The sequence below is a fragment of the Streptomyces polygonati genome, from assembly GCF_042650325.1.
In the GTDB taxonomy this organism is placed as follows: domain Bacteria; phylum Actinomycetota; class Actinomycetes; order Streptomycetales; family Streptomycetaceae; genus Actinacidiphila; species Actinacidiphila polygonati.
The window spans coordinates 370,366-393,972 of sequence record NZ_JBHSBB010000005.1; the positions used below are offsets into that span (position 1 = coordinate 370,366).

Below are 23,607 nucleotides of genomic sequence, written 5' to 3' on the forward strand. Positions count from 1 at the left end.
GAGTGACCGGCGGAAGTACCGAGAATCTCACCCGGTTGGCGGGTGAGGACGCCAGGAGACCGATGGGACCGCGGAGTGCGGGGCAACGACAGCTACCGGGCTGACGACCACCTCTCGCTGCTCGAAGCCGAGATGGAACGGCTTCGGACCGAGCGGGGCAAGGCCGTCGACCACGCCGACGATCTCGGATACCAGGTCGAGGTGCTGCGCGCCAAGCTGCACGAGGCGCGCCGCAATCTGGCCGCACGCCCTGCCTACGACAACATCGGCCTGCAGGCCGACCAGCTGCTCCGCAACGCCCAGATCCAGGCCGACCAGCTGCGCACCGACGCCGAGCGCGAGCTGCGCGAGGCCCGCGCCCAGACCCAGCGGCTGCTCCAGGAGCAGGCCGAGCACCAGGCCCGTTTCGAGGCCGAGTGGCACGCCGAGGCCATCGCCCGCCGCCGCCAGCTCGACGAGGAGCTGGCCGAGCGCCGGGCCACCGTCGAGACCCATGTCAATGAGAACGTCGCGTGGGCCGAGCAGTTGCGGGCCCGCAGCGAGTCGCAGGCCCGCCGGCTGCTGGACGAGACCCGCGCCGAGACCGAGGCGGCGCTGACCGCGGCCCGCACCGAGGCCACCCGGGTCGCCGAGCAGACCAGCCAGCGGCTGACCGCGGACGCCGAGGCGGCCCGCGCCGAGGCCGAGCAGCTGCTGCGCCGGGCGCGTACCGACGCCGAGCGGCTGCTGACTGCCGCCTCCGCGCAGGCCCAGGAGGCCACCACCGAGGCCGAGCAGCTGCGGACCTCGACCCGCGGCGAGTCCGACGAGGCCAGGGCCCGGGCGATCGAGCTGTCCCGGCTGGCCGAGGAGCGGCTGCGGGAGGCCGACGAGGCGCTGCGGACCGCCCGCGCCGAGGCCGACCGGCTGCGCGAGGAGGCCGCCACCGGCGCGGCCAAGCGGCTGGCCGCCGCCGAGTCGGAGAACGAGCAGCGCACCCGCACCGCCCGCGCCGAGATCGCCCGGATGGTCAACGAGGCCACCCGGGACGTCGAGGAGGCGAAGACCGAGGCCGAGCAGACCATCGCCGACGCCCGCGCCCAGGCCGAGCGGATCAAGGTCGAGGCCACCGAGGCGGCCCGCGCGGCGGCCTCCGAGGACGCGGCGGCGCAGCTGGCGCAGGCCGCCAGATCCGCCGAGGAGATCCTCACCAAGGCGTCGGAGGACGCCCGCTCCACCACCAAGTCGGCCGCCGAGGAGGCCGAGCGGATCCGCCGGGAGGCCGACGCGGAAGGCCAGCGGCTGCGCGCCGAGGCCGAGGCGTCCGCCCAGGAACTGCGCGGCGCCGCCCAGGACGACACCGAGGAGTACCGCGCCAGGACCGTCGAGCTCCAGGAGGAGGCCCGCCGGCTGCGCGGCGAGGCCGAGCAGCTGCGCGCCGACGCGGTCGCCGAGGGCGAGCGGATCCGCGGCGAGTCCCGCCGCGAGGCGGTCCAGCAGATCGAGGAGGCCGCCAGCAAGGCCGAGGAACTGCTGGCCAAGGCCAAGGCGGACGGCGAGGAGGTCCGGCAGAGCGCCGCGACCGAGGCCGACCGGATGCGTACCGAGTCCGTCGAGCGCGCCTCCTCGCTGAACGGCAAGGCCGAGGAGTCGCTGCGGGCCGCCCGCGCCGAGGCCGACGAACTGCGCGCCGAGGCCGAGCGCGGCGCCGCCGCCGTCCGGGAGGAAGCCGACCGGGCCGCCCGGGAGCAGCGCGCCGAGGCCGACACCCTGGTCGCCCGGATGCGGGAAGAGGCCGAGGCCGATCTGGCCCGGCTGCGCGACGAGGCCGAGGCCCGGGTCACCGCCGCCGAGCAGAGTCTGCGGGACGCCAACGCGGAGGCCGACCGGGTCCGCGGCGAGGCCGAGCAGGAGGCGGAGCGGCTGCGCGCCGAGACCGCCGAGCGGGTCCGCCTGCTCCAGGAGCAGGCCGAGGCCGAGGCCGTACGGCTGCGCGACGAGGCGGCGGCCGACGCGGCGCAGACCCGCGCCGAGGGCGAGAACATCGCCGTACGCCTCCAGGCGGAGGCCACCGTGGACGCCGAGCGGCTGCGGACCGAGGCGCAGGAGACCGCCGACCGGCTGCGCGCCGAGGCGGCGACCGCCGCCGAGCGGATCGGTCTTGAGGCCGCCGAGGCGCTGGCCGCCGCCCAGGAGGAGGCGGCCAGGCGCCGCCGCGAGGCCGAGGAACTGCTGGGCGCCGCCCGCGCCGACGCCGAGCAGGAGCGCGCGCAGGCCCGCCGGGAGAGCGAGGAACTGCTCGCCGCCGCCCGCCGCCGGGTCGAGGACGCCGCCGCCGAGGCGGACCGGCTGGCCGCCGAGGCCGCGCAGCGCGCCGCCGAACTGGTGGCCGCCGCCGAGAACACCGCCCAGCAGGTGCGGGACTCCGTCGCCCATCTGCACCTGGAGGCCGAGCAGGAGATCGCCGGGCTGCGGTCGGCCGCCGAGCACGCGGCGCAGCAACTGCGGGCGGACGCGCAGGGCGAGGCCGACCGGCTGCACGCCGACGCCAACTCCGAGCGGGAGCGCGCCGCCGAGGACGCCGCGCGGGTCCGCCGGGAGAGCAAGGAAGAGGCGGAGGCGGCCCGTTCGCTGGCCGACCGCCAAGTCACCGAGGCCATAGAGGAATCCGACCGGCTGCGCGCCGAGGCCCGCGAGGACGCCAACCGGATGCGTACCGACGCGGCCGGCCAGGCCGACCACTTGGTCACCAAGGCCCGCGAGGAGGCCGAACGCCTCGGCATCCTCGCCAAGGACGCCCTGGACACCGCGGAGCGCGAGGCCGAGCAGGCCCGCGACCAGTCGCAGCGCATCCTCGACGAGGCCAGGGAAGCGGCCAACAAGCGCCGCAGCGAGGCCGCCGAGCAGGCCGACGAGCTGATCGGCAAGGCGCAGGCGGAAGCGCGCAAGACCGCCGCCGAGGCCGAGGAGCGGTCCGACACCATGGTCGGCGCGGCCCGCGCCGAGGCCGAGCGGATCGTCAACGAGGCGACGGCCGACTCCAACAGCATGGTGGAGCGGGCGCGCACGGACGCGGATACGCTGTTGCGTGAGGCCCGCCAGGATCAGACCGCGATCCGGGAGCGCACCCAAGAGCTGCGCTCCCGCACCGAGTCCGAGGTCGACGCGTTGCACGAGCGGGCCCGCAAGGAGGCCGCGGAGGCGATGAAGACGGTCGGCGAGCGGGTGGACAAGCTGGTGGCCGCGGCCACCGAGCAGCTCGCCGAGGCGGAGGCGAAAGCCGCCGAGATCAAGTCCACGGCCACGGCGGAGGCGAGCAAGGTACGGATCGCCGCCGTCAAGAAGGTCGAGGGCCTCCTCAAGGAGGCCGAGCAGAAGAAGGCCGAAGCCGAGCGTGAGGCGGAACGGGTCAAGAGGGAGGCCCGCGCCGAGGCGGAACGCACGGTGGGCGACGGCAGAAGAGAATTGGAGATCCTTGTGCGCCGCAGAGAAGACATCAATGCGGAGATCTCCCGTGTCCAGGACGTGCTGGAGGCGTTGGAGTCGTTCGAGGCACCGAGCAGTACCCCGCCCAAAAGCGCCGTAGCCGCAGGTGCGGGCGCCGGCACCACCCGAACGAGCGGCAAGCGCACCGATGATGCTCCACTCGATTGAGCGGACCTTTTTCATACCTGATGCGCAATGGCTCGGTGACACGCCGCCTGGGCCCCTAGGATTCCCTCTATCACCTCACCGGTCTGAATCGACAGGAACCCCATGAGCGACACTTCCTCCCCCTTCGGCTTCGAGCTCGTGCGGCGCGGATACGACCGCGGACAGGTGGACGACCGCATCACCAAGCTCGTCGCCGACCGTGACAGCGCCCTCACCCGCATCACCGCGCTGGAGAAGCGCATCGAGGAGCTGCACCTCGAAACCCAGAACGCCCAGGCTCAGGTGAACGACTCGGAGCCGTCGTACGCCGGTCTCGGCGCCCGTGTGGAGAAGATCCTGCGGCTGGCCGAGGAAGAGGCGAAGGACCTGCGTGAGGAGGCCCGCCGCGCCGCCGAACAGCACCGTGAGCTGGCCGAGTCGGCCGCCTCGCAGGTGCGCAACGACGCGGAGGCCTTCGCCAACGACCGCAAGGCCAAGGCCGAGGACGAGGGCGCGCGGATCGTCGACAAGGCGAAGGGCGACGCCACTCAGCTGCGCGCCGACGCGCAGAAGGACGCGCAGGCCAAGCGCGAGGAAGCCGACGCCCTGTTCGAGGAGACCCGCGCCAAGGCCGCCCAGGCCGCCGCGGACTTCGAGACCAACCTGGCCAAGCGCCGCGAGCAGTCCGAGCGCGACCTGGCGTCGCGTCAGGCCAAGGCGGAGAAGCGCCTGGCGGAGATCGAGCACCGCGCCGAGCAGCTGCGCCTCGAGGCGGAGAAGCTGCGTACGGACGCCGAGCGCCGGGCCCGTCAGACGGTGGAGACCGCGCAGCGCCAGTCCGAGGACATCGTGGCCGACGCGAACGCCAAGGCCGACCGGATCCGCAGCGAGTCCGAGCGCGAGCTGGCGGCGCTGACCAACCGCCGCGACAGCATCAACGCCCAGCTGACCAACGTCCGCGAGATGCTGGCCACGCTGACCGGTGCCGCGGTGGCCGCGGCCACCTCCCCCGCCGACGACGAGCCGATCTCGCGCGGCGTCCCGGCCCAGCAGTCCCGCTGACGCGTACTGTTCTCCCGGAATTCCAGGAACCCCCGTCCCGGCTTTTCCCATCGGGATCGGGGGTTCCGCCGCGTCTTGCTAGCCTCCCCTCATGATTGAGTTGCAGGGGCTCACCAAGCGGTACGGGGACAGGACCGCAGTCGACCATCTGACCTTCACCGTGCGCCCCGGCGTGGTGACCGGCTTTCTGGGGCCCAATGGCGCGGGAAAGTCGACGACGATGCGGATGCTGCTCGGTCTGGACTCGCCGTCCAGCGGTGATGTGCGGATCGACGGCAAGCACTACGCGCAGCTCAGTGAACCGCTGAAGTACATCGGCGCGCTGCTGGACGCCAAGTCCGTGCACGGCGGCCGGACCGCGTACAACCACCTGCTGTGCCTGGCGCAGTCCAACCGCATCCCGCGCCACCGGGTGGACGAGGTGCTGGAGACGGTGGGGCTGACCGCGGTGGCCCGCAAGCGGTCCAAGGGCTTCTCGCTCGGCATGGGCCAGCGGCTCGGTATCGCGGGCGCGCTGCTCGGCGACCCCGAGATCCTGATGTTCGACGAACCGGTCAACGGCCTGGACCCCGAGGGCATCCACTGGATCCGCAATCTGATGAAGAGCCTGGCCGCGCAGGGCCGTACGGTCTTCGTCTCCAGCCATCTGATGAGCGAGATGGCGCTGACCGCCGAGCACCTGATCGTGATCGGCCGCGGCCGGCTGCTGGCCGACACCTCGATGGCCGACTTCATCGCCCAGAACTCCCGCTCCTACGTGCGGATTCGCACCCCGCAGGTGGAGCGGCTCAAGGACATCATGGATCAGGCCGGGCGTCCGGTGGTGGAGACCGGCGACGGCTCGTTCGAGATCACGGACGGCGATCCGGCCGAACTCGGCGAGCTGGCCGCCCAGCACCGGCTGGTGCTGCACGAACTGAGCCCGCAGCGGGCTTCGTTGGAGGAAGCGTTCATGCAGTTGACCGCGGAGTCGGTGGAATACCACGCGGGCGGCCCGATGGGTTCGGGGCCGTCCGGGGTGGGGGCGGTGCCGGACGGCCAGCCGGTCCCGGCGGCCGGCGCGGGGCGGTCGCGGCAGCCGCAGTGGGGCGACAGCTGGCGCAATCCCGGCAAGGGGTCGGGCGCCGGGTCGGAGCTGGGTCCTGACAACGGCTCGGGCTCCGAGTCCGGCTCCGGTTCCGAGTCCGGAAAGGGGCGTTGACATGGCCGCCACCTCGGCCGTCCTCCAGTCGGAGTGGACGAAGATCCGCTCGGTGCGTTCCACGGTGTGGACGCTCGCGCTGGCCTTCCTGGTCACCGTCGCCCTCGGCGCGGTGATCAGCCTGGTGTTCAACAACACCTTCGACAGCCTGTCCCCGACCGACCGGCTGACCTTCGACCCGACCAACACCAGCTTCTTCGGCATGACGCTGGGGCAGCTGGCACTGATCGTCTTCGGTGTGCTGGTGATCTCCAGCGAGTACAGCACCGGCATGATCCGCACCTCGCTGGCCGCCGTCCCGCAGCGCGGCGAGTTCTATCTGTCCAAGGTCACCGTGGCCGGGGTGCTGGCCTTCGTCGTCGGCGAGGCCACCGCCTTCATCACCTTCTTCCTCGGCCAGGCGCTGCTCGGCTCGCACAAGGCGCACATCGGTGATCCCGGGGTGCTGCGCGCGGTCTTCGGCGCCGGCCTCTACATGACGCTGCTGGTGCTGTTCTGCGTCGGAGCGGCGACCATGCTGCGCAGCCCGATGCTGGGCCTGGGCGTGCTGATGCCGTTCTTCTTCCTGGTCTCGCCCATCCTCACGGCGGTGCCGAAGGTGAAGACGGTGGCCCGCTACTTCCCCGACCAGGCCGGACGCAAGATCCTCGAAGTCGTCCCCTCCACCGGCGACCACACGCCGTACGGCCCCTGGGGCGGCATCCTCATCATGGCGGCGTGGGTGGCGGCGGCGCTGCTCGGCGGTTATCTGGTGCTGCGCAAGCGGGACGCCTGAGGTCAGTACCGCGGCGCGTTACGGGACCGCTGCACCTTGCTGGTGCGGCGGTCCTTCGCGTTCCAGCAGGCCCGGTGCCAGTGCCGCCGGTCGTCCACTCCCCCGTACTCGCGCCAGGCCACCACATGGCCGACGCCGGGCGGGATCTCCTGGTCGCAGCCGGGGCACCGGTAGTGCTTGCCGGAGGCGCCGCCGGCCACCGGCCGCACGATCCACTCGTCGCCCTGCCACTGCTCGGTGGCGCCGTAGCCCAGGCGGGACTCGCGCTCCGGGTCGTCCGGGTCGCGCCGGCCATCGGAGCGGCCGGCGCCCTGCGGGTGGTTTCGACGCGGCGACATGGGCGCACCTCGCGCTCTTCTGGGCAGTACGGACTTCCCGTCCAGCGTAAGGGTCGCCACCCGGCGGGCTGAACAGGACGCCCGGGCCAGCTGGGAGACCGGACGTCGGAAAATCATGAAAACGCCCCTCCGAAAGCGTGCCTTTGGCACGTGCCAAGCGTTAGACGGAGCAGGAGGGAGTGAGCGATGCGAGTTGGGACGTTTGTTCTCGCGGCGCAGTTTCCGGGCCAGGGCCCGGCCGAGGCGCTGCACCGGTCGATACGCACGGCGGAGGCGGCCGAGGCCGTCGGGCTCGACGCGGTGTGGCTGGCGGAGCACCATTTCGTGCCGTACGGGGTCTGTCCGTCGGCCATCACCCTCGCGGGTGTACTGCTGGGCCGCACCTCGCGGATCGGGGTGGGCACCGCGGTGAGCGTGCTGCCGACCGTGCACCCGGTGGCGCTCGGCGAGCAGGCCGCGATGCTGCATCTGGTCTCCGGCGGCCGGTTCACCCTGGGGGTGGGCCGCGGCGGCCCCTGGGTGGATCTGACGGTCTTCGGGGCCGGGATCGCCGCCTTCGACACCGGCTTCCCCGAGTCGCTGGACCTGCTGCTGAGCTGGCTGCGCGATCCGGCGGTGGGCGCGGACGGCGCCCGCTACACCTTCCCCCCGGTGCCGGTGGTGCCGCGCCCGGACGAACTCGACGGCGGCGGTCCGCCGGTGGTGGTCGCCTGCACCTCGCCGAGTACGGTCCGGCTGGCCGCCGAGCGCGGGCTGCCGATGCTGCTGGGCATGCACTGCGGTGACGAGGACAAGGCGAACATGGTGGCGCTGTGGCGGCGCAGCGCGCTGGCGGCCGGCCACTCCCCCGACGCGGTGGCCGCGGCCGACCATGTCTCGGCGGGCGTGGTCCAGATCGCCGACACCCGGGCGGACGCCACCGAGACCTTGCTGAAGGCGATGCCCGGCTGGCTGCAGCAGGGCCTGTCCGCGCACCGCACACACGACGGCCTGCCCCGTACGATGCGTGATCCGCACGGCTACACCGAGCTGCTCTGCTCGCTGCACCCGGTGGGCTCGCCGCGCTTGTGCGCCGACCGGCTGGCGGCGACCTCGGCGGCCACCGGCATCACCCGCTTCGCCCTGCTGGCCGAGGGCTCCGGCGACTTCCAGGCCACGCTGGAGAATGTGACCCGGCTGGGCGGTGACGTACTCCCGGAACTGGCCTGATCCGGTGCGGATCGGTGCGGATGTCCGGTTTCGGGAGCACGCCTGGTTGTGGGACCGCCGTTGATCGTTTACGGCCGGGCGCGCCCGGGTCAGCAGTCCCGCAACTCCGGTGACTGGTTGAGCAGTTGGGCGCGCACCGAGGTGAACTTCGCATAGCGCGCGTCCACCGCCGGGTCGAGCGGGAACACCGCCACGCGGTGGCAGTTCTGGAAGGCCAGCCGTACGCCGAAGTGCCGCTGCAGGGCTCCCCGGATGGCATCGCTCGCCAGTGCGCGCAGTAGCTGACCCCGCTCCTGCTCGCTCGGCGGCGGCACCTGGTTGTCGGCGAATTCCCCCCCGTCAACCTTGAGTTGTGCCACCAGCGAGCTGATCATCTCCCAGGCGTACGGGAGGGACGTCCGGACGCAGTCGACGAATTCCTGCTCGTCGACCTCGCCTCGCTCGGCCTGCTCGAGAAGGGCCGGTGAGACGTCGAGCGACATGGGTACTCCTCTCGTGACCCCTCCGAGGGAAGGGGTCTGGGCGTACCCCCAGGCCCGAAGGACCCTGGAGGAATGAGTTCCGGGAGCCGGTTCCGGCGACAGCCGCACCCGTGCCCCCCGGCCCTCCACCGTAGGCGCCCCCGCCTCACCCGCACCAGGCGGCAGTACCCACAACCAGCCAATTTTCGGCTGCGCCGCCGGGTTAGGCCGGACTCCTACGGGTCGGCCGCCGACCGGCCGAATCGCGCGGCGGGCACCGGGTCGAGTAGCGTTGCCGACCATGCGTCTCGTGATCGCCCGCTGTTCCGTCGACTACGCGGGTCGGCTGTCCGCCCATCTCCCCTCGGCCACCCGGCTGCTGCTGATCAAGGCGGACGGGAGCCTGTCGGTGCACGCCGACGACCGTGCCTACAAACCGCTCAACTGGATGTCCCCGCCCTGCTCGCTGAAGGAGACCGAGGACAACCTCTGGACGGTCACCAACAAGGCCGGCGAGCAGTTGATCATCACCATAGAGGAGATCCTGCACGACTCCTCGCATGAACTCGGCGTGGACCCGGGCCTGATCAAGGACGGTGTGGAGGCCCACCTCCAGGAACTGCTGGCCGACCGGATGGAGGTCCTCGGCGACGGCTGGACCCTGGTCCGCCGCGAATACCCCACCGCCATCGGCCCGGTGGACATCCTCTGCCGCGACTCCTCCGGCACGGTCCTCACCGTCGAGACGGACAGCGTCCCGCCCCGCCCCCGCCACTGGGCGGTCGAGATCAAACGGCGCGCCACCATCGACGGCGTCGAGCAGCTCACCCGCTACCTCGAATACCTCAACCGCGACACCACCCTCGCCCCGGTGGGCGGTGTCCTCGCCGCCCAGAGCATCGCCCCCCAGGCCCGCACCCTGGCCGAGGACCGCGGCATCCGCTGCCTCGTCCTGGACTACGACGAACTGCGCGGCATCGACAAGGCGGAGGACCGGCTGTTCTGAGCGGCGGCCCGGGCCGGAGGTCGGCTGTCGGTGTCGTGCGCGGGGCCGCCGGATGGCGGGACGTGGTCGCCGCGCCGCCGCGCCGCCGCAGGCGACAAACCCGGGGACACCGACGGTCGTCCCCGGGATACTGGTCGCCCATGGATGAGGTCGAAGTCGTCGTCGCCCACTCCGAGCGCGCGACCCTGCGCGTCGGCGATGTATTCCTGAAGGTGGACGCCGATCAGGCGCGGATCGACGTCGAGGTCGAGGCGATGGCCCTGGCGCCGGTCCCGACCCCGGAGATCCTGTGGCGCAAGCCGCCCGTGCTCGCGATCGCCGCGGTCCCGGGGACGGCACTCGGCCGCCTCGGCGAGCCGTCGACCGCCTCCCCGGCGGCGTGGGCCGCCGCGGGCGCCGCCATCCGGACACTGCACGAGGCGCCGCTGCCGCCCTGGCCGGCCCGGGGAAGGGGCCCCGACGAGCTGACGGCGGATCTCGACACCGAGTGCGAGCGGCTCGTCACCAGCGGCACCCTGCCCGCCGACCTGGTCACTCGCAACCGCCAGGTCGCCCAGGCCGCGCTCCGGCCGTGGACCCCGAGATTCACCCACGGCGACCTGCAGATCACCCATGTGTTCGTCGAGGGTGACCAGATCACCGGCATCATCGACTGGTCCGAGGGAGGACCGGGCGACGCCCTCTTCGACCTCGCCACCCTGACGCTCGGCCACGAGGAGCACCTCCCTGACGTCGTCGCCGGCTACGGCACCGACGTCGACCTCGACGTGATCCGCGCGTGGTGGTCGCTACGGAGCCTGCTGGTGATTCGCTGGCTGGCCGAGCACGGCTTCGACCCCTTCATGGCGGGCTGCGAGGTCGACGTACTCAGATCCCGGATGTGAGGCTGCGCGCTCTAGCCGGGCAGCTCGTCCTCGGCTTCGGCCCGGTCGTCGTCCTCGGCATCATCTTCGTCACGGCTCACCGTCTTGAGGAGCCATCCGACGACGAACGCGTTGAAGCACGCCAGCCCCACCGCCCAGCGGTTTCGGCTGCCGTGAATCGTGTCGGCGACGTTGTACAGGCTGACCGCTATGAACAGGACGAAGAAGAACACGGTGGCGAATTTCGCGGGGGTGGGACGCCCCGGGCGGAAGAAGGACTTCATGGACCGGCTCCGATGAGAAGAGGAAGGATCACGGCGCCCGCAGCGGTGGGGACACCGTGATCCGGCTGGCCGAGGTCGCCTACGTCCGTGGGCCGGGCTCGTCGAGCGAGCCGCCGTGGTCGAGATAGGTGTGCAGACGGATGGTGGTGCCGCCGGTGGGGCCGGTGCGGATCTGGACCAGGTCGCAGAGCTGGTGGACCAGCCAGAGTCCGCGGCCGCCGAGTTGGTCGACGGTCGGGCGGCGGCGGCCGGCCAGCGGGTCCTCCAGATAGCCGTCGTCGTGGAATTCGCAGATCAAGGTGGCGTCCTCGACCCAGGTGCGCAGGGTGCCACCGCCGCCGCCGTATTTGATGCTGTTGACGGCGCACTCGGTGACGGCGACCTGGAGCTCGCGCAGCCGGCTCCCCTCCAGGCCGTGGGCGCCCGCGCAGGCGGCGACCTTCTCACGGACCGTGGAGAGGCCGCCCCGGGTGAAGGCGAGCTCCTCGAAGGGGTCGCAGGGGACGCCGAAGGGCTCGTGCGGATACGCCTCGTCGCTGAAGGCGTCGCTCGGCGTGTGCTCGCCGCCCTGCAGGACCAGCGGGTGGCAGCGCCGGCCGGCCCGCAGGATCTCGGGGTCGACGGTCGTGGTGTCGTAGGGGCACAGCAGCCACCAGGCCGGTGAACCGGCGAAGGCCCGGTTGAGCAGCCACTCGTGGTAACGCAGCTCGGCGCTCTCGGCCGCCGTCCGCCCGGACCACGCCGCCTCGTTGATCCCGCGTACGGGGTGTCCGGCCTGTGCCTGGGCGGTGATCCAGTCCTGCCAGGCCGGGATCAGCCGTCCCGGGTTACGGCCCAGCGCGGTGGTGTCGAGGTAGACCACACCGGCCGGGGTGTCGGTGATCTCGGACCGCAGCAGCTGCTCCTTGTCGGCCGAGACGGCGACCAGCACGATCTCCTCGCCCGCCAGGGCGTCGTGGATGAAGGACAGCGCACCGCTGAGGAACTCGTCCGTACCGTGGTGCGGATACATCTCGTGCCGGAAACCCGGAGCGCCGCGGTCCAGGGCCGACGCGACGGCGGAGGTGGGCGTCATGGCACGAGCTCCACCGGGACGTCCAGCTTCGGGTATCCCAGCAGTTCCCAGCAGCGTCGGACGGTGTCGTTCACATCGACCAGATGGACGCGGTGCCCGGCGTGGGCGCCGGCGGCCTGCACCAGGGCCCGCATACCGGCCGCGTCCATGAATTCGAGGTCGGCGCAGTGCAGCCGGACGACGGGGCAGTCGGCGGCGATCATCGTGAGGGCGGAGCGGAACGCCTGCGCCCCGTCGGCATCCACTACGCCGCTCACGTGCCAGTGCTCCGTTCGTGCCTGAAATATCCGGAAACTCGGCTCCACTGTGCTCCGCATGCCCGCGTGGTGCGGATGCACACTCAGCGCCTGCGCCAGCGAGCCGTCAGCGAAGTGGACCCGGGGATAGGCGCAGACCACGATCGCCCCGGTGGCGGCCGTGAAGGCCTCCATGCCCAGCTCATACTCGCCGATGGTCCGCTCGGTGGCACCGGCGGGCCACATCCGGTCCATCAGGGCCAGCACCCGCAGGGTGCGGTAGCCCTGCGCACCGGCCTCCCGCGCCTCGCGGCGCACCGCGCCCATCAGTGAACCACGCGCCTGGACCGGGTGGAGCGCCGTCACACCGGGCCCGAGCCCGTGCGTCTCCGGCGGACCGAGGACCAGGACCTTGTCGCCGAACAGGGCTCCGTCGGCGACGAAGGCCCGCGTGTAGGCGACGCTGTCGCGGGCGTCGGCCGCCACCAGACACGCGTGGTCACCGACGTCCACGGTGTCCAGCGTGGCCATGTCCCTGGCTGTCCTCACACACCCCTCCACAACCGAAACCGCCCAGCGCAACCTACAACACCCGCAGCGGCAGGGCGGATCAGGTGGTCGGCGGGGTGCCGTCCGGGGTCAGGGTCGGGGAGACGATCGGGGCCGAGTCGGGCGCTTGCCCGGGTGTCGTCGTCGAGCTCGGGGGCGGTGTCGTGCTCCCCGTCGGGGAGGGCGAGGTCGACGTCGGAGTCGCGCTCGGCTTCGTCGACGTCGGCGCCGGCGAGTGGGTCGTCTTCGTCGGCGTCGGCGACGCCGGATGCGACGACGGCCCGCCCGGCGGCAAGGTGATCGGCACCCCCGGCGGGGACGTCGTGCCCTCCGACGGCGTCGTGGTCGGGGCGCTCGGCGTGGTCGTATCGCCGCCGGCCGGGCTGGACGGGGTGACCGTCGTGGACGCCGAAGTGGACGCGGAGGTGGTCGAGGCGGCCGGCGCCGCGTGGGTGGCGTCCACCGAGGACGGGGAGGTGTCCGAGGGGGCGTCCTGCTCGACGGTCTCGATCGGCTTGGTCTGGGTGGGGGCGCCGTCGCCACTGGAGGTCGCGCCGAGGGTGACGAACGTGCCGAGTACGGCGGCCAGCAGGACTCCGGTGCCGGCCGCGACCAGATTGCGGCGCGAGCCGATGACGGCCAGCCGGCGGACGGAGGGCGCGCCCGGGCCGAGGGCCGGCGGCACCTTGCTCAGCACGACGGTCGCGGTGTCGGGCTGCGGGAACGCCGACTCCAGTGCGCCGGGCGGGAGTTCAGGGGTGTAGGTGCCGACACGGTCGTTGACGAGCGCCAGTGTCCGCCGGCCGACGACGGTCCCCTGGCGGTCGGCCAGCGCGCCCCGGAGCGCGATGGAGGCCTCCAGTTCGGCGCGGGCCCGGTCCATACCGCCCGTGCACAGCGCGAGCACGCCCAACTCGTGGTGGAAGTAGGCCTCTTCGGCGACCTCGCCGGACAGCCGCGCGGCTTCCTGCCCGATCCGCAGGGCCCGCTCCCAGGCACCCCAGTGCAGGGCGGCGGCGAAGACAGGTGAGACCGTACGGGCCAGCAGCACGGCGGCGCTGGCGTGGCCGCCGTCACGGCAGGCGGTCATCGCCGCCAGGATCGCCTCCGACTCGGCGGTGGCGCGCTCGGGGGTGACCGAGGGGTGACCTGTCCACCAGGCATAGTGCAGGGCGGCGGTGTGCGCCTGGACGTCGTTGAGTTCGCCGTCGGCCGCGAGCGCGGGGCCGAGCTGCTGGACGACGCCGGCCGCGAGCCGGAAGTGGGAGGCGACGGGGACGGCCAGGCCGACCGAGATCAGTTCGCCGAGGGCCGCGTCGCCGTGGGTGTCGCCGACCAGCGCCGGCAGGTGCGAGGGGTGCGGGCACTCGCCGTCCAGCGCCACCGCGAAGGCCAGCGCCTCGCGGGCGGCCTCACTGAGCCGGGAGGCCAGCAGGTCGGCGGGGGCGGCGCTCTCCGCGAGCGAGGGCAGCGGTACGTCGTCGACCGGCAGCCGCAGGGGCAACGGAGGCGGCGGGGGTATCTCGGGGGCTGCGGCGCCGGACTCGGGTCCGTCGAAGCCGGTGAGGTCGGGCAGCGGCGGCTCGGCCGGCGACAGCAGCGCCGAGCCGTTCAGCCAGACCGAGTCGTCCAGGTCCGGGTCGGGGGGCGTGCGCATCGCGTCCCGCTGACGCAGCAGCGCGCCGGCCTGCACGAAGCGCAGCGGCAGGCCCTCGGACTCGAACCACAGGTCGGCGGCCCACGCCGTCTCGTCCTCCTCCAGCCGCCGCCCGGTGACGAGTTGGAGCAGATCGACGCAGGCGACCCGGGTCAGTCCGGACAGCAGTACCTCCTCGACCATCGAGTCGGCGGCGGGCGCCGGGACATCCGGGGTGGCGGACATCAGGAACGCGCACTCGGGCGCCGCGTCCAGCAGCTCCTCCAGTGCGGCGCCGCCTATCTCCAGGTCGTCCAGCACGACGACGGCGCCGACCTCCCGCAGCAGGCCGGGCAGTTCGGCGCGGCCGGGGCGGTAGCCCTCGCCGGCGTAGACGATGGTGTAGAGATCGTGCAGCAGGTCGGCGGCGGTGCGGTGGTAGCCGGAGAGCCGGATCACGCCGTCGGGCGCGAGGTCGGCGCAGGCGTTGGCGACGGATTCCAGCAGCGCGGTACGGCCGGCGCCGGACGGCCCGGTGACCCGGGTGGAGCGGCCCCGGGCCAGCAGCCGGATGAGGCGCTCGCGCTCCTCCTCCCTTTCCAGCAGCGGCACTTCGGGCGCGGGCGGGCCGGGCGGCGGGGTGGGCCGGCCGGCGTTGATGCGCGCGGCGCGGTCCTCCGGGGTGCGGCGAACCGGGGTGCGCCGCTCGTCGGGCGGGCAGGGTACGACCTCGGTGCCGTCGACCGGGTTCACGGTGAGCAGGTACTCGGGGGTGACGACCTTCGGGACCCGGCTGGTGGCGCCGCCGGAGGTGCCCAGTTCCGGGGCGAGCGGGTCACGGGTGGGCCGGGTCACCTTCGGCAGCGGCATGGTGCCGTCGAACAGCGAGGTGCCCTGCTGCAACGGCATCGGCTCGCCGAAGGACCGTACGACGAGCTCGTTGCCGGGGCCGGGGTCGGCCGGCGGCAGCGCGGGCCGGGACTCCGCGGGTTCGGAGCCAGACCCGGAGCCGGACCCCGATCCGGCCGGGCGCTTGGCCCCGGCCGCGAACGCGTCGAAGCTCCCGACCGCCTCGAACCGCCCGACGCGCTCGCGCCGTTCGGAGCTGTCCCGCCGCTCCAGCTCCCCGGACCGCCCGGGCGCGCCCGGAGCCGTATCGCCGCTCTCGAAGCCGCCGGCGGCGCTGCCCGGGCCGGCGCTCCCGCCCACGACCCCGCCTGCGACCCCGCCGCCGAAGACATCCAGCTCGTCGCCGAGCGCGGGCTCCTCCCCGAAGGCGTGCTCACTGTCGATGGGCCGGGCCGCCCCGAAGGCGTCGAAGGCGGACAGGCCCTCGGACCCGTCGAAGCCCTCCGTGCCGCCCGGGGCCGGTCGCGCGGCGGCCCCCGGCGTACGGCCGGCCGCACCCGCACCGCTTCCGTTCGACAGGCCATTGCTTCCCGGCAGTTCCACCGGACGCTCCTCGGGTCGGCCGCCCTGCTGCTCGCCGGTCTGCTGGTCCATGTCCTACGCCCCCCGGGTGCGTGACGTGCGAGGGCACCCTCGTACCGGGACGACTCCGCGCCCGCCGTACGCTCGCGGCGGCGCCGAGCCCCGGCCCGAATCCCCTGCTACGGCGTACGGGGTGCACGCCTCCTGGCCATTGATGCGCAAACTCTAAAGGCTCGCCACCCTATCCATGAAGGCCCGGGGCCCCCATGCCCGCATTACGTGCCGAACGTCACCTTTCGACCGCGATCAGCCCTCGATCGCCAGGATGCGGTGCAGCCGGGTGGCCACCAACAACCGCTGCATCCGCGGCGGGACCCCGCGCAGCACCAGCCGTCGGTTGGCCCGGCCGGCCCTGCGATGGGCGCCCATGATGACGCCGAGCCCGGTGGCGTCCCACGAGTCGAGTTCGGTGAGGTCGAGCACCAGATCGCCGCGACCGGAGTCGACCGCGATGTGCAGGGCGGTACGGGCGTCCGCCGCGCTGACCACGTCGAGGCGCCCCCCGACGATCAGCTCGGCGTGGTCGCCCCTGATGTGCATAGTCACTCCCCGAGACGCTGGCATGGCCTACCGGCCGGTCCGTATGTGGTCGCACACCTGACGGTCCGTCGCAAAGAGACGTTGCCGCCGATGAGCGAACCGATACCGAATTCACTCCAAAGAGTGATTTCCTTTGGTCCGTTCCCCGGACGGGTCCGCGGCGGACTCAGTACGCGTAGAAGCCGTGCCCGCTCTTGCGGCCGAGGTCGCCCGCGTCCACCATCCGCCGCATGATCTCCGGCGGCGCGAACTTCTCGTCCTGGGACTCGGTGTAGATGTTGCCGGTGGCGTGCAGCAGGATGTCCACCCCGGTCAGGTCGGCGGTGGCCAGCGGGCCCATGGCGTGGCCGAAGCCGAGCTTGCAGGCGGTGTCGATGTCCTCCGCCGAGGCGACCCCGGACTCGTAGAGCTTGACCGCCTCCACCACCAGCGCCGAGATCAGCCGGGTGGTGACGAAGCCGGCCACATCGCGGTTGACGACGATGCAGGTCTTGCCGACGGCCTCGGCGAACTCCCGGGCCCGCTCCAGGGTCTGATCACTGGTCTTGTAGCCGCGCACCAGCTCGCACAGCCCCATCAGCGGCACCGGCGAGAAGAAGTGGGTGCCGACCACCCGCTCGGGGTGCTCGGTGGCCGCGGCGATCTTGGTGATCGGGATGGCGGAGGTGTTGGAGGCGAGCACGGTGTCGGGGCCGACGACGCGGTCCAGCGCGCGGAAGATCTCCTGCTTGACCTCGATCCGCTCGAAGACCGCCTCCACCACGAGATCCGCGCCGGCCGCCGCGTCCAGGTCGGTGGTGGTGGTGATCCGGGCCAGCGCGGCCTCCGCCTCCTGCTCGGTCAGCCGGCCCTTGGCGGTGAACTTCGCGTAGGAGGCGCGGATTCCGTCCTTGCCGCGGGCGAGGGCCTCGTCGGTGACGTCCCGCAGGACCACCTCGTAGCCGGCCTGGGCGGACACCTGCGCGATACCGGAACCCATCAGTCCGGCTCCGATGACGGCGAGCTTCTTCACCACGGCTCACGCACCTCTCCGTTGGGGTATCAGCCGGACCATAACGTCCGCTCAGCGCCGGGCGCGACCGGTTGTCGGCCGTGTCACCGTGTGTCGTTGGTCGCACAGTTGGGGTCCGGCCGGAAATCGATCGGGCCCCGCCGGAAACCGACACGGCAACGGACCCGGGCGCGGACGCGCACCCGGTCACCCACCCGGACCCGGCCCGGCGGTCGGCCGGCGCGCGACCGCCGACAGCAGGCCCTACGCTCGGGGACATGGTCAACCTCACCCGTATCTACACCCGTACCGGCGACGACGGTACGACCTCACTCGGCGACATGAGCCGCACCGCGAAGACCGATCCGCGGATCGCCGCCTACGCGGACGCCAACGAGGCGAACGCCGCGCTGGGGGTGGCGCTCGCCCTGGGCGCGCTGCCGCCGGAGGTCGCCGCGGTCGTGGTGCGCGTGCAGAACGACCTCTTCGACGTGGGCGCGGACCTGGCCACCCCGGTGGTCGCCGACCCGGAGCACCCGCCGCTGCGGGTCGAGCAGTCCTACGTGGACCGGCTGGAAGCCGACTGCGACCGCTTCCTGGCCGGCCTGGAGAAGCTGCGCAGCTTCATCCTGCCCGGCGGCACGCCCGGCGCCGCGCTGCTGCACCAGGCCAGCACCGTCGTGCGCCGCGCGGAGCGGTCCACCTGGGCGGCGCTGGCCGAGCACGGGCAGACGATGAACCCGCTGACGGCGACCTACCTCAACCGCCTGTCCGACCTGCTCTTCATCCTGGCGCGGACGGCGAACACCGAGACCGGCGACATCTTGTGGGTGCCGGGCGAGAACCGCTGAACCGGCCGCCGCCGGGCGGATGTGGTCCAGACCTCTTGACCGATGGTCCAGACCTTTCTACGCTCACTGCACACGCCGGGTGAGCGGAACATGACGCCCGGAGAGCACCTCCCCCCACACGGCCGGGGGTCGACTCCGCCGCCCGTCGGCTCCCGGTCCCCGCGGTCCGGCCGGTCCCCCCGGCCGATCCGCCGCAGCCCGCCGGTGAGCGCTCAGGCCACGTTGACCCGCTGGCCGGGCGGCGCCGCCTCCAGCCAGGCCAGGAAACCGGTCAGCGCGTCGTCGCTCATCGCCAGTTCCAGCCGGGTGCCGCGGTGCGCGCAGGACAGCACCACCGCGTCGGAGAGCAGCGCGAGCTCCTCGGAGCCCTGCGGGGCGCGGCGGCCCAGCACCTCGATCGCCGGACGGTCCAGCACCCGGCGCGGGCGGGGAGCGTAGGAGAAGACCCGGAACCACTCGACCCGGTCGTTGTCATAGCGGGCGACGCCGTAGACCCAGCCCTTGCCGGCCTGCTCGGCGTCCCCCGGCGGGGCCGCGCGCAGGCTGCAGTCGAAGGTGCCGCCGGGGCGCTGGATGAGGCGCCGGCGGAGTCCGAAGACGAAGAGTCCCAGCAGCGCCGCCGCGATGATCGCGAAGCCCACCTGGAAAGCGAGGATCACGTCCGTCGACCTCCTCGCCTTGGAATGGTTGCCGCCCTTGCTGTGCCGGAGCCGCGGACCGCCCGGTGGGGCAGTCCGCGGCGCCGTGTTCCCGCTGTTACGTCCGGTGTCGCGTGGTCACCGGTCGTGGTTGGTGAAAACTGGTGGTACGTGGTGCGCGGTACGGGGTCGTACCTGGTGGTACGTGGGGTGCGGTGGTCGTTTCAGCGGTCGCCCGCCGCCGCGGCCAGCCGGACCTCGGCGCGGCGTTCGGCCCCCGCGTCGGCGTCGGACCTGGACCGCTCCAGCGCCCGCTCGGCCCGGGCCACATCGATCTCGTCGGCCAGCTCGGCGATCTCGGCGAGAATCGAGAGCTTGTTGTCGGAGAACGAGATGAACCCGCCGTGCACGGCCGCCACCACGGTGCCGCCCTCGTCGGTGGTGCGGATGGTCACCGGTCCGGTTTCGAGCACCCCGAGCAACGGCTCGTGGCCCGGCAGGATGCCGATGTCACCCGACGTGGTGCGGGCGATGACCAGGGTGGCCTCGCCGGACCAGATGCTGCGGTCCGCGGCCACCAGCTCGACGTGAAGATCGGCCAAGACGGCTCCTCGGGTCGGCATCCACCGCCTGCGGCGGATGCGTAAGACAAAGAATAGGGGGTGCGAGAGGGGGGCGGTCACCTGGGTTGTGCCAGGCCGCCCCCCTGCCGCGTGTGCCGTACGCCGGCAGGCCCGGTGTCAGTTGACGCCGAGCTTGGCCGCGTTGGCCTTCAGGTCCTCCAGGCCACCGCACATGAAGAACGCCTGCTCGGGGAAGTGATCGTAGTCACCGTCGGCGATGGCGTTGAACGCCGCCACCGACTCGTCCAGGGTCACGTCCGAGCCGTCGACACCGGTGAACTGCTTGGCCGCGTGGGTGTTCTGCGACAGGAAGCGCTCGATCCGGCGGGCGCGGAAGACGGTGAGCTTGTCCTCCTCGCCCAGTTCGTCGATGCCGAGGATGGAGATGATGTCCTGGAGATCCTTGTACTTCTGCAGGATTCCCTTGACGCGCATCGCGGTGTCGTAGTGGTCCTGCGCGATGTAGCGCGGGTCCAGGATGCGGGAGGTGGAGTCGAGCGGGTCCACCGCGGGGTAGATGCCCTTCTCCGAGATCGGCCGGGACAGCACCGTCGTCGCGTCGAGGTGCGCGAAGGTGGTGGCCGGGGCCGGGTCGGTCAGGTCGTCCGCGGGGACGTAGATCGCCTGCATCGAGGTGATGGAGTGGCCGCGGGTGGAGGTGATCCGCTCCTGCAGCTGGCCCATCTCGTCCGCCAGGTTCGGCTGGTAGCCCACCGCGGACGGCATCCGGCCGAGCAGCGTGGAGACCTCGGAGCCGGCCTGGGTGAAGCGGAAGATGTTGTCGATGAAGAACAGCACGTCCTGGTTCTGCACATCGCGGAAGTACTCCGCCATGGTCAGACCGGCCAGCGCGACCCGCAGCCGGGTGCCCGGCGGCTCGTCCATCTGGCCGAAGACCAGCGCGGTCTGCGGCAGCACACCGGACTCGGTCATCTCCGCGATCAGGTCGTTGCCCTCACGGGTGCGCTCGCCGACGCCGGCGAACACCGAGACGCCCTCGTGCAGCTTGGCCACCCGCATGATCATTTCCTGGATGAGCACGGTCTTGCCGACGCCCGCGCCGCCGAACAGGCCGATCTTGCCGCCCTTGACGTACGGGGTGAGCAGGTCGACGACCTTCAGACCGGTCTCGAACATCTCGGTCTTCGGTTCGAGCTGGTCGAAGGCCGGGGCCTTGCGGTGGATCGGCCAGCGCTCGGTAACCTCGGACTCGGCCTCCGGGTCGTTCAGGATCTGGCCCAGGGTGTTGAACACCCGGCCCTTGGTGACGTCGCCGACCGGCACCGTGATGCCGTTGCCGGTGTCGGTCACCGGGGCCTGGCGGACCAGGCCGTCGGTGGGCTGCATCGAGATGGCGCGGACCAGGCCGTCGCCCAGGTGCTGGGCCACTTCGAGGGTCAGCGTCTTGGCGCCCGACTCGGAGGTGTCGGCCACATCGACGTGCAGCGCGTTGTAGATCTCCGGCATGGAGTCGACGGGGAACTCCACGTCGACGACCGGGCCGATGACCCGAGCGACGCGGCCAGTGGCGACGCCACTCGCAGCGGCCGATTCAACAGTGGTGGTCATAGTGGTCAGTCACTCCCCGCGCTCGCGTCGGCCAGGGCGCTGGCGCCACCGACGATCTCGCTGATTTCCTGGGTGATGTCGGCCTGTCGGGCCGCGTTGGCTAGCCGCGTCAGCGACTTGATGAGGTCTTCCGCGTTGTCGGTCGCCGACTTCATCGCCCGGCGGCGGGCCGCGTGCTCGGAAGCGGCGGCCTGCAGCAGCGCGTTGTAGACCCGGCTCTCGACGTACCGCGGCAGCAGCGCGTCCAGGACGCCCTCGGCGGACGGCTCGAACTCGTACAGCGGCAGGATTTTGCCCGGCTGCTGCTCCGTCCGCTCCGGCGCCGCCACCTCGTCCAGCGACAGCGGCAGCAGCCGCCGGGTGACCGGGTTCTGCGTCATCATCGAGATGAACTCGGTGAAGACGATGTGCAGTTCGTCCACGCCGCCGTCGGCGGTCTCCCGCTGCACCGACTCGATGAGCGGCGCCGAGACGTCCTTGGCGTCGCCGTACCGCGGGCTGTCGCTGAAGCCGGTCCAGGACTGCGCGACCGCACGGTCACGGAAGCCGTAGTAGGCCAGGGCCTTGCGGCCGACCAGGTAGTGGTCGACCTCCTTGCCCTCCGCGCGCAGCCGCTCGGTGAGCCGCTCGGCCGCCTTGATCGCGTTGGACGAGTAGCCGCCGGCCAGGCCGCGGTCGCTGGTGATCAGCAGGACCGCGGCACGGGTCGGGTTCTCGGCCTCGGTGGTCAGCGGGTGCTTGGTGTTGGAGCCGGTGGCCACCGCGGTCACCGCGCGGGTCAGCTCGTCGGCGTACGGCGAGGAGGCGGTCACCTGGCGCTGGGCCTTGATGATGCGCGACGCGGAGATCATCTCCATCGCCTTGGTGATCTTCTTGGTGGCGGTGATGCCCCTGATCCGGCGCTTGTAGACGCGAAGCTGTGCGCCCATGATCAGCCCTCGACCAGCAGCGCGCCGGAGGACGTCTCGAACTGCCTCTTGAACGCGGCCACGGCGTCGGTGAGCACCTCGACGGTCTCGTCCGGCAGCTTGCCGGTCTCGACGATCGCGGTGAGCAGCGACTTGTGCTCGCGGTGCAGGTAGTCCAGCAGTTCCCGCTCGAAGCGGCGTACGTCCTCGACCGGTACGTCGTCCAGCTTGCCGGTGGTGCCGGCCCAGATGGAGACGACCTGGTCCTCGATCGGGTAGGGCGCGTACTGGCCCTGCTTGAGCAGCTCGACCATGCGCTGGCCGCGCTCCAGCTGCGCCTTGGAGGCCGCGTCCAGGTCGGAACCGAAGGCGGCGAACGCCTCCAGCTCGCGGAACTGGGCCAGGTCCACCCGCAGCCGTCCGGAGACGCTCTTCATGGCCTTGATCTGCGCCGAGCCGCCGACCCGGGAGACCGAGATACCGACGTTCAGCGCGGGGCGCTGTCCGGCGTTGAACAGGTCCGACTCCAGGAAGCACTGGCCGTCGGTGATGGAGATGACGTTGGTCGGGATGAACGCCGACACGTCGTTGGCCTTGGTCTCCACGATCGGCAGACCGGTCATGGAGCCGGCGCCCAGCTCGTCGGAGAGCTTCGCGCAGCGCTCCAGCAGCCGGGAGTGCAGGTAGAAGACGTCGCCGGGGTAGGCCTCGCGGCCCGGCGGGCGGCGCAGCAGCAGGGAGACCGCGCGGTAGGCGTCGGCCTGCTTGCTCAGGTCGTCGAAGACGATCAGGACGTGCTTGCCCTGGTACATCCAGTGCTGGCCGATGGCCGAACCGGTGTACGGCGCCAGGTACTTGAAGCCGGCCGGGTCGGACGCCGGGGCGGCGACGATGGTGGTGTACTCCAGCGCGCCGGCCTCCTCCAGCGCGGCGCGCACGCCGGCGATGGTGGAGCCCTTCTGGCCGATGGCGACGTAGATGCAGCGGACCTGCTTCTTCGGGTCGCCGGAGCGCCAGTTGTCGCGCTGGTTGATGATCGTGTCGATGGCCAGCGCCGACTTGCCGGTCTGCCGGTCGCCGATGATCAGCTGGCGCTGACCGCGGCCGATCGGGGTCATCGAGTCGACGGCCTTGAGGCCGGTCTGCATCGGCTCGTGCACCGACTTGCGCTGCATGACCGAGGGGGCCTGCAGCTCAAGGGCGCGGCGGCCGTCGGTCTCGATCTCGCCGAGGCCGTCGATGGGGGCGCCCAGCGGGTCCACGACCCGGCCGAGGTAGCCCTCGCCGACCGCGACCGAGAGCACCTCGCCGGTGCGGTGCACCGGCTGGCCCTCCTCGATCCCACTGAACTCGCCGAGGATGATGGCGCCGATCTCGCGCTCTTCGAGGTTGAGGGCGAGACCGAGGGTGCCGTCCTCGAACCTCAGCAGTTCGTTCGCCATCGCCGAGGGCAGTCCCTCGACCTTCGCGATGCCGTCTCCGGCAACGCTGACCGTGCCGACCTCCTCGCGCGAGGCGGCGTCCGGCTGGTACGACTGGACAAACGTCTCCAGCGCGTCCCGGATCTCCTCCGGCCGGATCGTGAGCTCCGCCATCTGGGTTCCCTGCTCTCCTTGTTGGGCCCGAAGTTTCTGGGGGTTCCGGGGGATCTCCCCCAGAGCAAACCGCCGGCCCAACTCGGGCCGCGTT

Annotated in this window: 21 protein-coding genes; 8 read left to right on the forward strand and 13 right to left on the reverse strand. The window is 72.1% G+C overall.

Going from position 1 to position 23,607, the window contains the following annotated elements:
• The first annotated feature begins 75 nt into the window (after positions 1-75).
• From scy to ACFO3J_RS05115, 4 genes are all read left to right on the forward strand, one after another.
• On the forward strand, positions 76-3,633 hold the full coding sequence (gene scy, locus ACFO3J_RS05100; RefSeq protein WP_386426502.1) for a polarized growth protein Scy: 3,558 nt from the start codon (positions 76-78) through the stop codon (positions 3,631-3,633).
• 102 nt (positions 3,634-3,735) lie between these two features.
• Positions 3,736-4,674, forward strand: a complete 939-nt coding sequence (locus ACFO3J_RS05105) for a cellulose-binding protein (protein WP_386426503.1) — start codon at positions 3,736-3,738, stop codon at positions 4,672-4,674.
• A gap of 91 nt (positions 4,675-4,765) precedes the next feature.
• Entirely contained in the window at positions 4,766-5,875 is a 1,110-nt protein-coding gene (locus tag ACFO3J_RS05110) for an ABC transporter ATP-binding protein (RefSeq protein WP_386426504.1), read from the forward strand.
• A gap of 1 nt (position 5,876) precedes the next feature.
• Positions 5,877-6,650: an ABC transporter permease gene (locus ACFO3J_RS05115; protein WP_386426506.1), complete on the forward strand. Its 774-nt coding sequence runs from the start codon at positions 5,877-5,879 to the stop codon at positions 6,648-6,650.
• Between the two features lie 2 nt (positions 6,651-6,652).
• Here the strand turns inward: ACFO3J_RS05115 and ACFO3J_RS05120 are convergent, their stop codons facing one another.
• A complete protein-coding gene (locus ACFO3J_RS05120) occupies positions 6,653-6,988 on the reverse strand; it encodes an ATP/GTP-binding protein (protein ID WP_386426507.1) in 336 nt (111 codons plus the stop codon).
• 186 nt (positions 6,989-7,174) lie between these two features.
• Here ACFO3J_RS05120 and ACFO3J_RS05125 point away from each other — a divergent pair, with 186 nt between their 5' ends.
• A complete protein-coding gene (locus ACFO3J_RS05125; RefSeq protein WP_386426509.1) occupies positions 7,175-8,197 on the forward strand; it encodes an LLM class flavin-dependent oxidoreductase in 1,023 nt (340 codons plus the stop codon).
• Between the two features lie 89 nt (positions 8,198-8,286).
• Here the strand turns inward: ACFO3J_RS05125 and ACFO3J_RS05130 are convergent, their stop codons facing one another.
• Entirely contained in the window at positions 8,287-8,679 is a 393-nt protein-coding gene (locus tag ACFO3J_RS05130; RefSeq protein ID WP_386426511.1) for an SCO5389 family protein, read from the reverse strand.
• A 280-nt stretch (positions 8,680-8,959) separates the two neighbouring features.
• Between ACFO3J_RS05130 and nucS the strand changes: the two genes are divergently transcribed.
• Positions 8,960-9,664: an endonuclease NucS gene (nucS, locus tag ACFO3J_RS05135; protein WP_386426512.1), complete on the forward strand. Its 705-nt coding sequence runs from the start codon at positions 8,960-8,962 to the stop codon at positions 9,662-9,664.
• Between the two features lie 140 nt (positions 9,665-9,804).
• Positions 9,805-10,548, forward strand: a complete 744-nt coding sequence (locus tag ACFO3J_RS05140; protein ID WP_386426514.1) for a phosphotransferase family protein — start codon at positions 9,805-9,807, stop codon at positions 10,546-10,548.
• Positions 10,549-10,559: 11 nt separating this feature from the next.
• Here ACFO3J_RS05140 and ACFO3J_RS05145 read toward each other — a convergent pair whose 3' ends face one another.
• The 6 genes from ACFO3J_RS05145 to ACFO3J_RS05170 form a co-directional block, all read right to left on the reverse strand.
• Positions 10,560-10,811, reverse strand: a complete 252-nt coding sequence (locus tag ACFO3J_RS05145; protein WP_386426515.1) for a hypothetical protein — start codon at positions 10,809-10,811, stop codon at positions 10,560-10,562.
• A 79-nt stretch (positions 10,812-10,890) separates the two neighbouring features.
• Complete coding sequence (locus ACFO3J_RS05150) at positions 10,891-11,886, reverse strand: anti-sigma factor RsbA family regulatory protein (protein WP_386426516.1); 996 nt, start codon at positions 11,884-11,886, stop codon at positions 10,891-10,893.
• Positions 11,883-12,671: an MEDS domain-containing protein gene (locus tag ACFO3J_RS05155; RefSeq protein WP_386426517.1), complete on the reverse strand. Its 789-nt coding sequence runs from the start codon at positions 12,669-12,671 to the stop codon at positions 11,883-11,885. The genes ACFO3J_RS05150 and ACFO3J_RS05155 overlap by 4 nt, the downstream gene beginning before the upstream one ends.
• Positions 12,672-12,732: 61 nt before the next feature.
• On the reverse strand, positions 12,733-15,810 hold the full coding sequence (locus ACFO3J_RS05160) for an ATP-binding protein (RefSeq protein ID WP_386426519.1): 3,078 nt from the start codon (positions 15,808-15,810) through the stop codon (positions 12,733-12,735).
• A gap of 234 nt (positions 15,811-16,044) precedes the next feature.
• Complete coding sequence (locus tag ACFO3J_RS05165; protein ID WP_386426520.1) at positions 16,045-16,338, reverse strand: STAS domain-containing protein; 294 nt, start codon at positions 16,336-16,338, stop codon at positions 16,045-16,047.
• A gap of 166 nt (positions 16,339-16,504) precedes the next feature.
• Positions 16,505-17,353, reverse strand: coding sequence for a 3-hydroxyacyl-CoA dehydrogenase family protein (locus ACFO3J_RS05170; protein WP_386426522.1), 849 nt, complete (start codon positions 17,351-17,353; stop codon positions 16,505-16,507).
• A 254-nt stretch (positions 17,354-17,607) separates the two neighbouring features.
• Here ACFO3J_RS05170 and ACFO3J_RS05175 point away from each other — a divergent pair, with 254 nt between their 5' ends.
• Complete coding sequence (locus ACFO3J_RS05175) at positions 17,608-18,180, forward strand: cob(I)yrinic acid a,c-diamide adenosyltransferase (RefSeq protein WP_386426523.1); 573 nt, start codon at positions 17,608-17,610, stop codon at positions 18,178-18,180.
• A gap of 212 nt (positions 18,181-18,392) precedes the next feature.
• Here ACFO3J_RS05175 and ACFO3J_RS05180 read toward each other — a convergent pair whose 3' ends face one another.
• The 5 genes from ACFO3J_RS05180 to atpA all read right to left on the reverse strand — a co-directional run bounded on the left by ACFO3J_RS05180 (position 18,393) and on the right by atpA (position 23,513).
• The gene (locus ACFO3J_RS05180; RefSeq protein WP_386426525.1) at positions 18,393-18,839 is read right to left on the reverse strand and encodes a DUF2550 domain-containing protein; all 447 of its coding nucleotides are present in this window, start codon (positions 18,837-18,839) and stop codon (positions 18,393-18,395) included.
• 203 nt (positions 18,840-19,042) lie between these two features.
• Positions 19,043-19,420, reverse strand: a complete 378-nt coding sequence (locus tag ACFO3J_RS05185) for a F0F1 ATP synthase subunit epsilon (RefSeq protein ID WP_386426527.1) — start codon at positions 19,418-19,420, stop codon at positions 19,043-19,045.
• A gap of 138 nt (positions 19,421-19,558) precedes the next feature.
• Positions 19,559-21,010 carry a F0F1 ATP synthase subunit beta gene (gene atpD, locus ACFO3J_RS05190; protein WP_386426529.1) on the reverse strand — a complete coding sequence of 484 codons (1,452 nt, stop codon included), beginning with the start codon at positions 21,008-21,010 and terminating at the stop codon, positions 19,559-19,561.
• 5 nt (positions 21,011-21,015) lie between these two features.
• Complete coding sequence (locus ACFO3J_RS05195) at positions 21,016-21,939, reverse strand: F0F1 ATP synthase subunit gamma (RefSeq protein WP_386426530.1); 924 nt, start codon at positions 21,937-21,939, stop codon at positions 21,016-21,018.
• Positions 21,940-21,941: 2 nt separating this feature from the next.
• Positions 21,942-23,513: a F0F1 ATP synthase subunit alpha gene (gene atpA, locus ACFO3J_RS05200; RefSeq protein WP_386426531.1), complete on the reverse strand. Its 1,572-nt coding sequence runs from the start codon at positions 23,511-23,513 to the stop codon at positions 21,942-21,944.
• Positions 23,514-23,607: the final 94 nt, after the last annotated feature.

What these genes read in the sequence shown, in the direction of transcription:
- ACFO3J_RS05105 (WP_386426503.1), top strand. Translation starts at nt 3,736, where the DNA reads ATGAGCGACACTTCCTCCCCCTTCGGCTTCGAGCTCGTGCGGCGCGGA.
- ACFO3J_RS05110 (WP_386426504.1), top strand. Translation starts at nt 4,766, where the DNA reads ATGATTGAGTTGCAGGGGCTCACCAAGCGGTACGGGGACAGGACCGCA.
- ACFO3J_RS05115 (WP_386426506.1), top strand. Translation starts at nt 5,877, where the DNA reads ATGGCCGCCACCTCGGCCGTCCTCCAGTCGGAGTGGACGAAGATCCGC.
- ACFO3J_RS05120 (WP_386426507.1), bottom strand. Translation starts at nt 6,988, where the DNA reads ATGTCGCCGCGTCGAAACCACCCGCAGGGCGCCGGCCGCTCCGATGGC.
- ACFO3J_RS05125 (WP_386426509.1), top strand. Translation starts at nt 7,175, where the DNA reads ATGCGAGTTGGGACGTTTGTTCTCGCGGCGCAGTTTCCGGGCCAGGGC.
- ACFO3J_RS05130 (WP_386426511.1), bottom strand. Translation starts at nt 8,679, where the DNA reads ATGTCGCTCGACGTCTCACCGGCCCTTCTCGAGCAGGCCGAGCGAGGC.
- nucS (WP_386426512.1), top strand. Translation starts at nt 8,960, where the DNA reads ATGCGTCTCGTGATCGCCCGCTGTTCCGTCGACTACGCGGGTCGGCTG.
- ACFO3J_RS05140 (WP_386426514.1), top strand. Translation starts at nt 9,805, where the DNA reads ATGGATGAGGTCGAAGTCGTCGTCGCCCACTCCGAGCGCGCGACCCTG.
- ACFO3J_RS05145 (WP_386426515.1), bottom strand. Translation starts at nt 10,811, where the DNA reads ATGAAGTCCTTCTTCCGCCCGGGGCGTCCCACCCCCGCGAAATTCGCC.
- ACFO3J_RS05150 (WP_386426516.1), bottom strand. Translation starts at nt 11,886, where the DNA reads ATGACGCCCACCTCCGCCGTCGCGTCGGCCCTGGACCGCGGCGCTCCG.
- ACFO3J_RS05160 (WP_386426519.1), bottom strand. Translation starts at nt 15,810, where the DNA reads ATGGACCAGCAGACCGGCGAGCAGCAGGGCGGCCGACCCGAGGAGCGT.
- ACFO3J_RS05165 (WP_386426520.1), bottom strand. Translation starts at nt 16,338, where the DNA reads ATGCACATCAGGGGCGACCACGCCGAGCTGATCGTCGGGGGGCGCCTC.
- ACFO3J_RS05175 (WP_386426523.1), top strand. Translation starts at nt 17,608, where the DNA reads ATGGTCAACCTCACCCGTATCTACACCCGTACCGGCGACGACGGTACG.
- atpD (WP_386426529.1), bottom strand. Translation starts at nt 21,010, where the DNA reads ATGACCACCACTGTTGAATCGGCCGCTGCGAGTGGCGTCGCCACTGGC.
- ACFO3J_RS05195 (WP_386426530.1), bottom strand. Translation starts at nt 21,939, where the DNA reads ATGGGCGCACAGCTTCGCGTCTACAAGCGCCGGATCAGGGGCATCACC.
- atpA (WP_386426531.1), bottom strand. Translation starts at nt 23,513, where the DNA reads ATGGCGGAGCTCACGATCCGGCCGGAGGAGATCCGGGACGCGCTGGAG.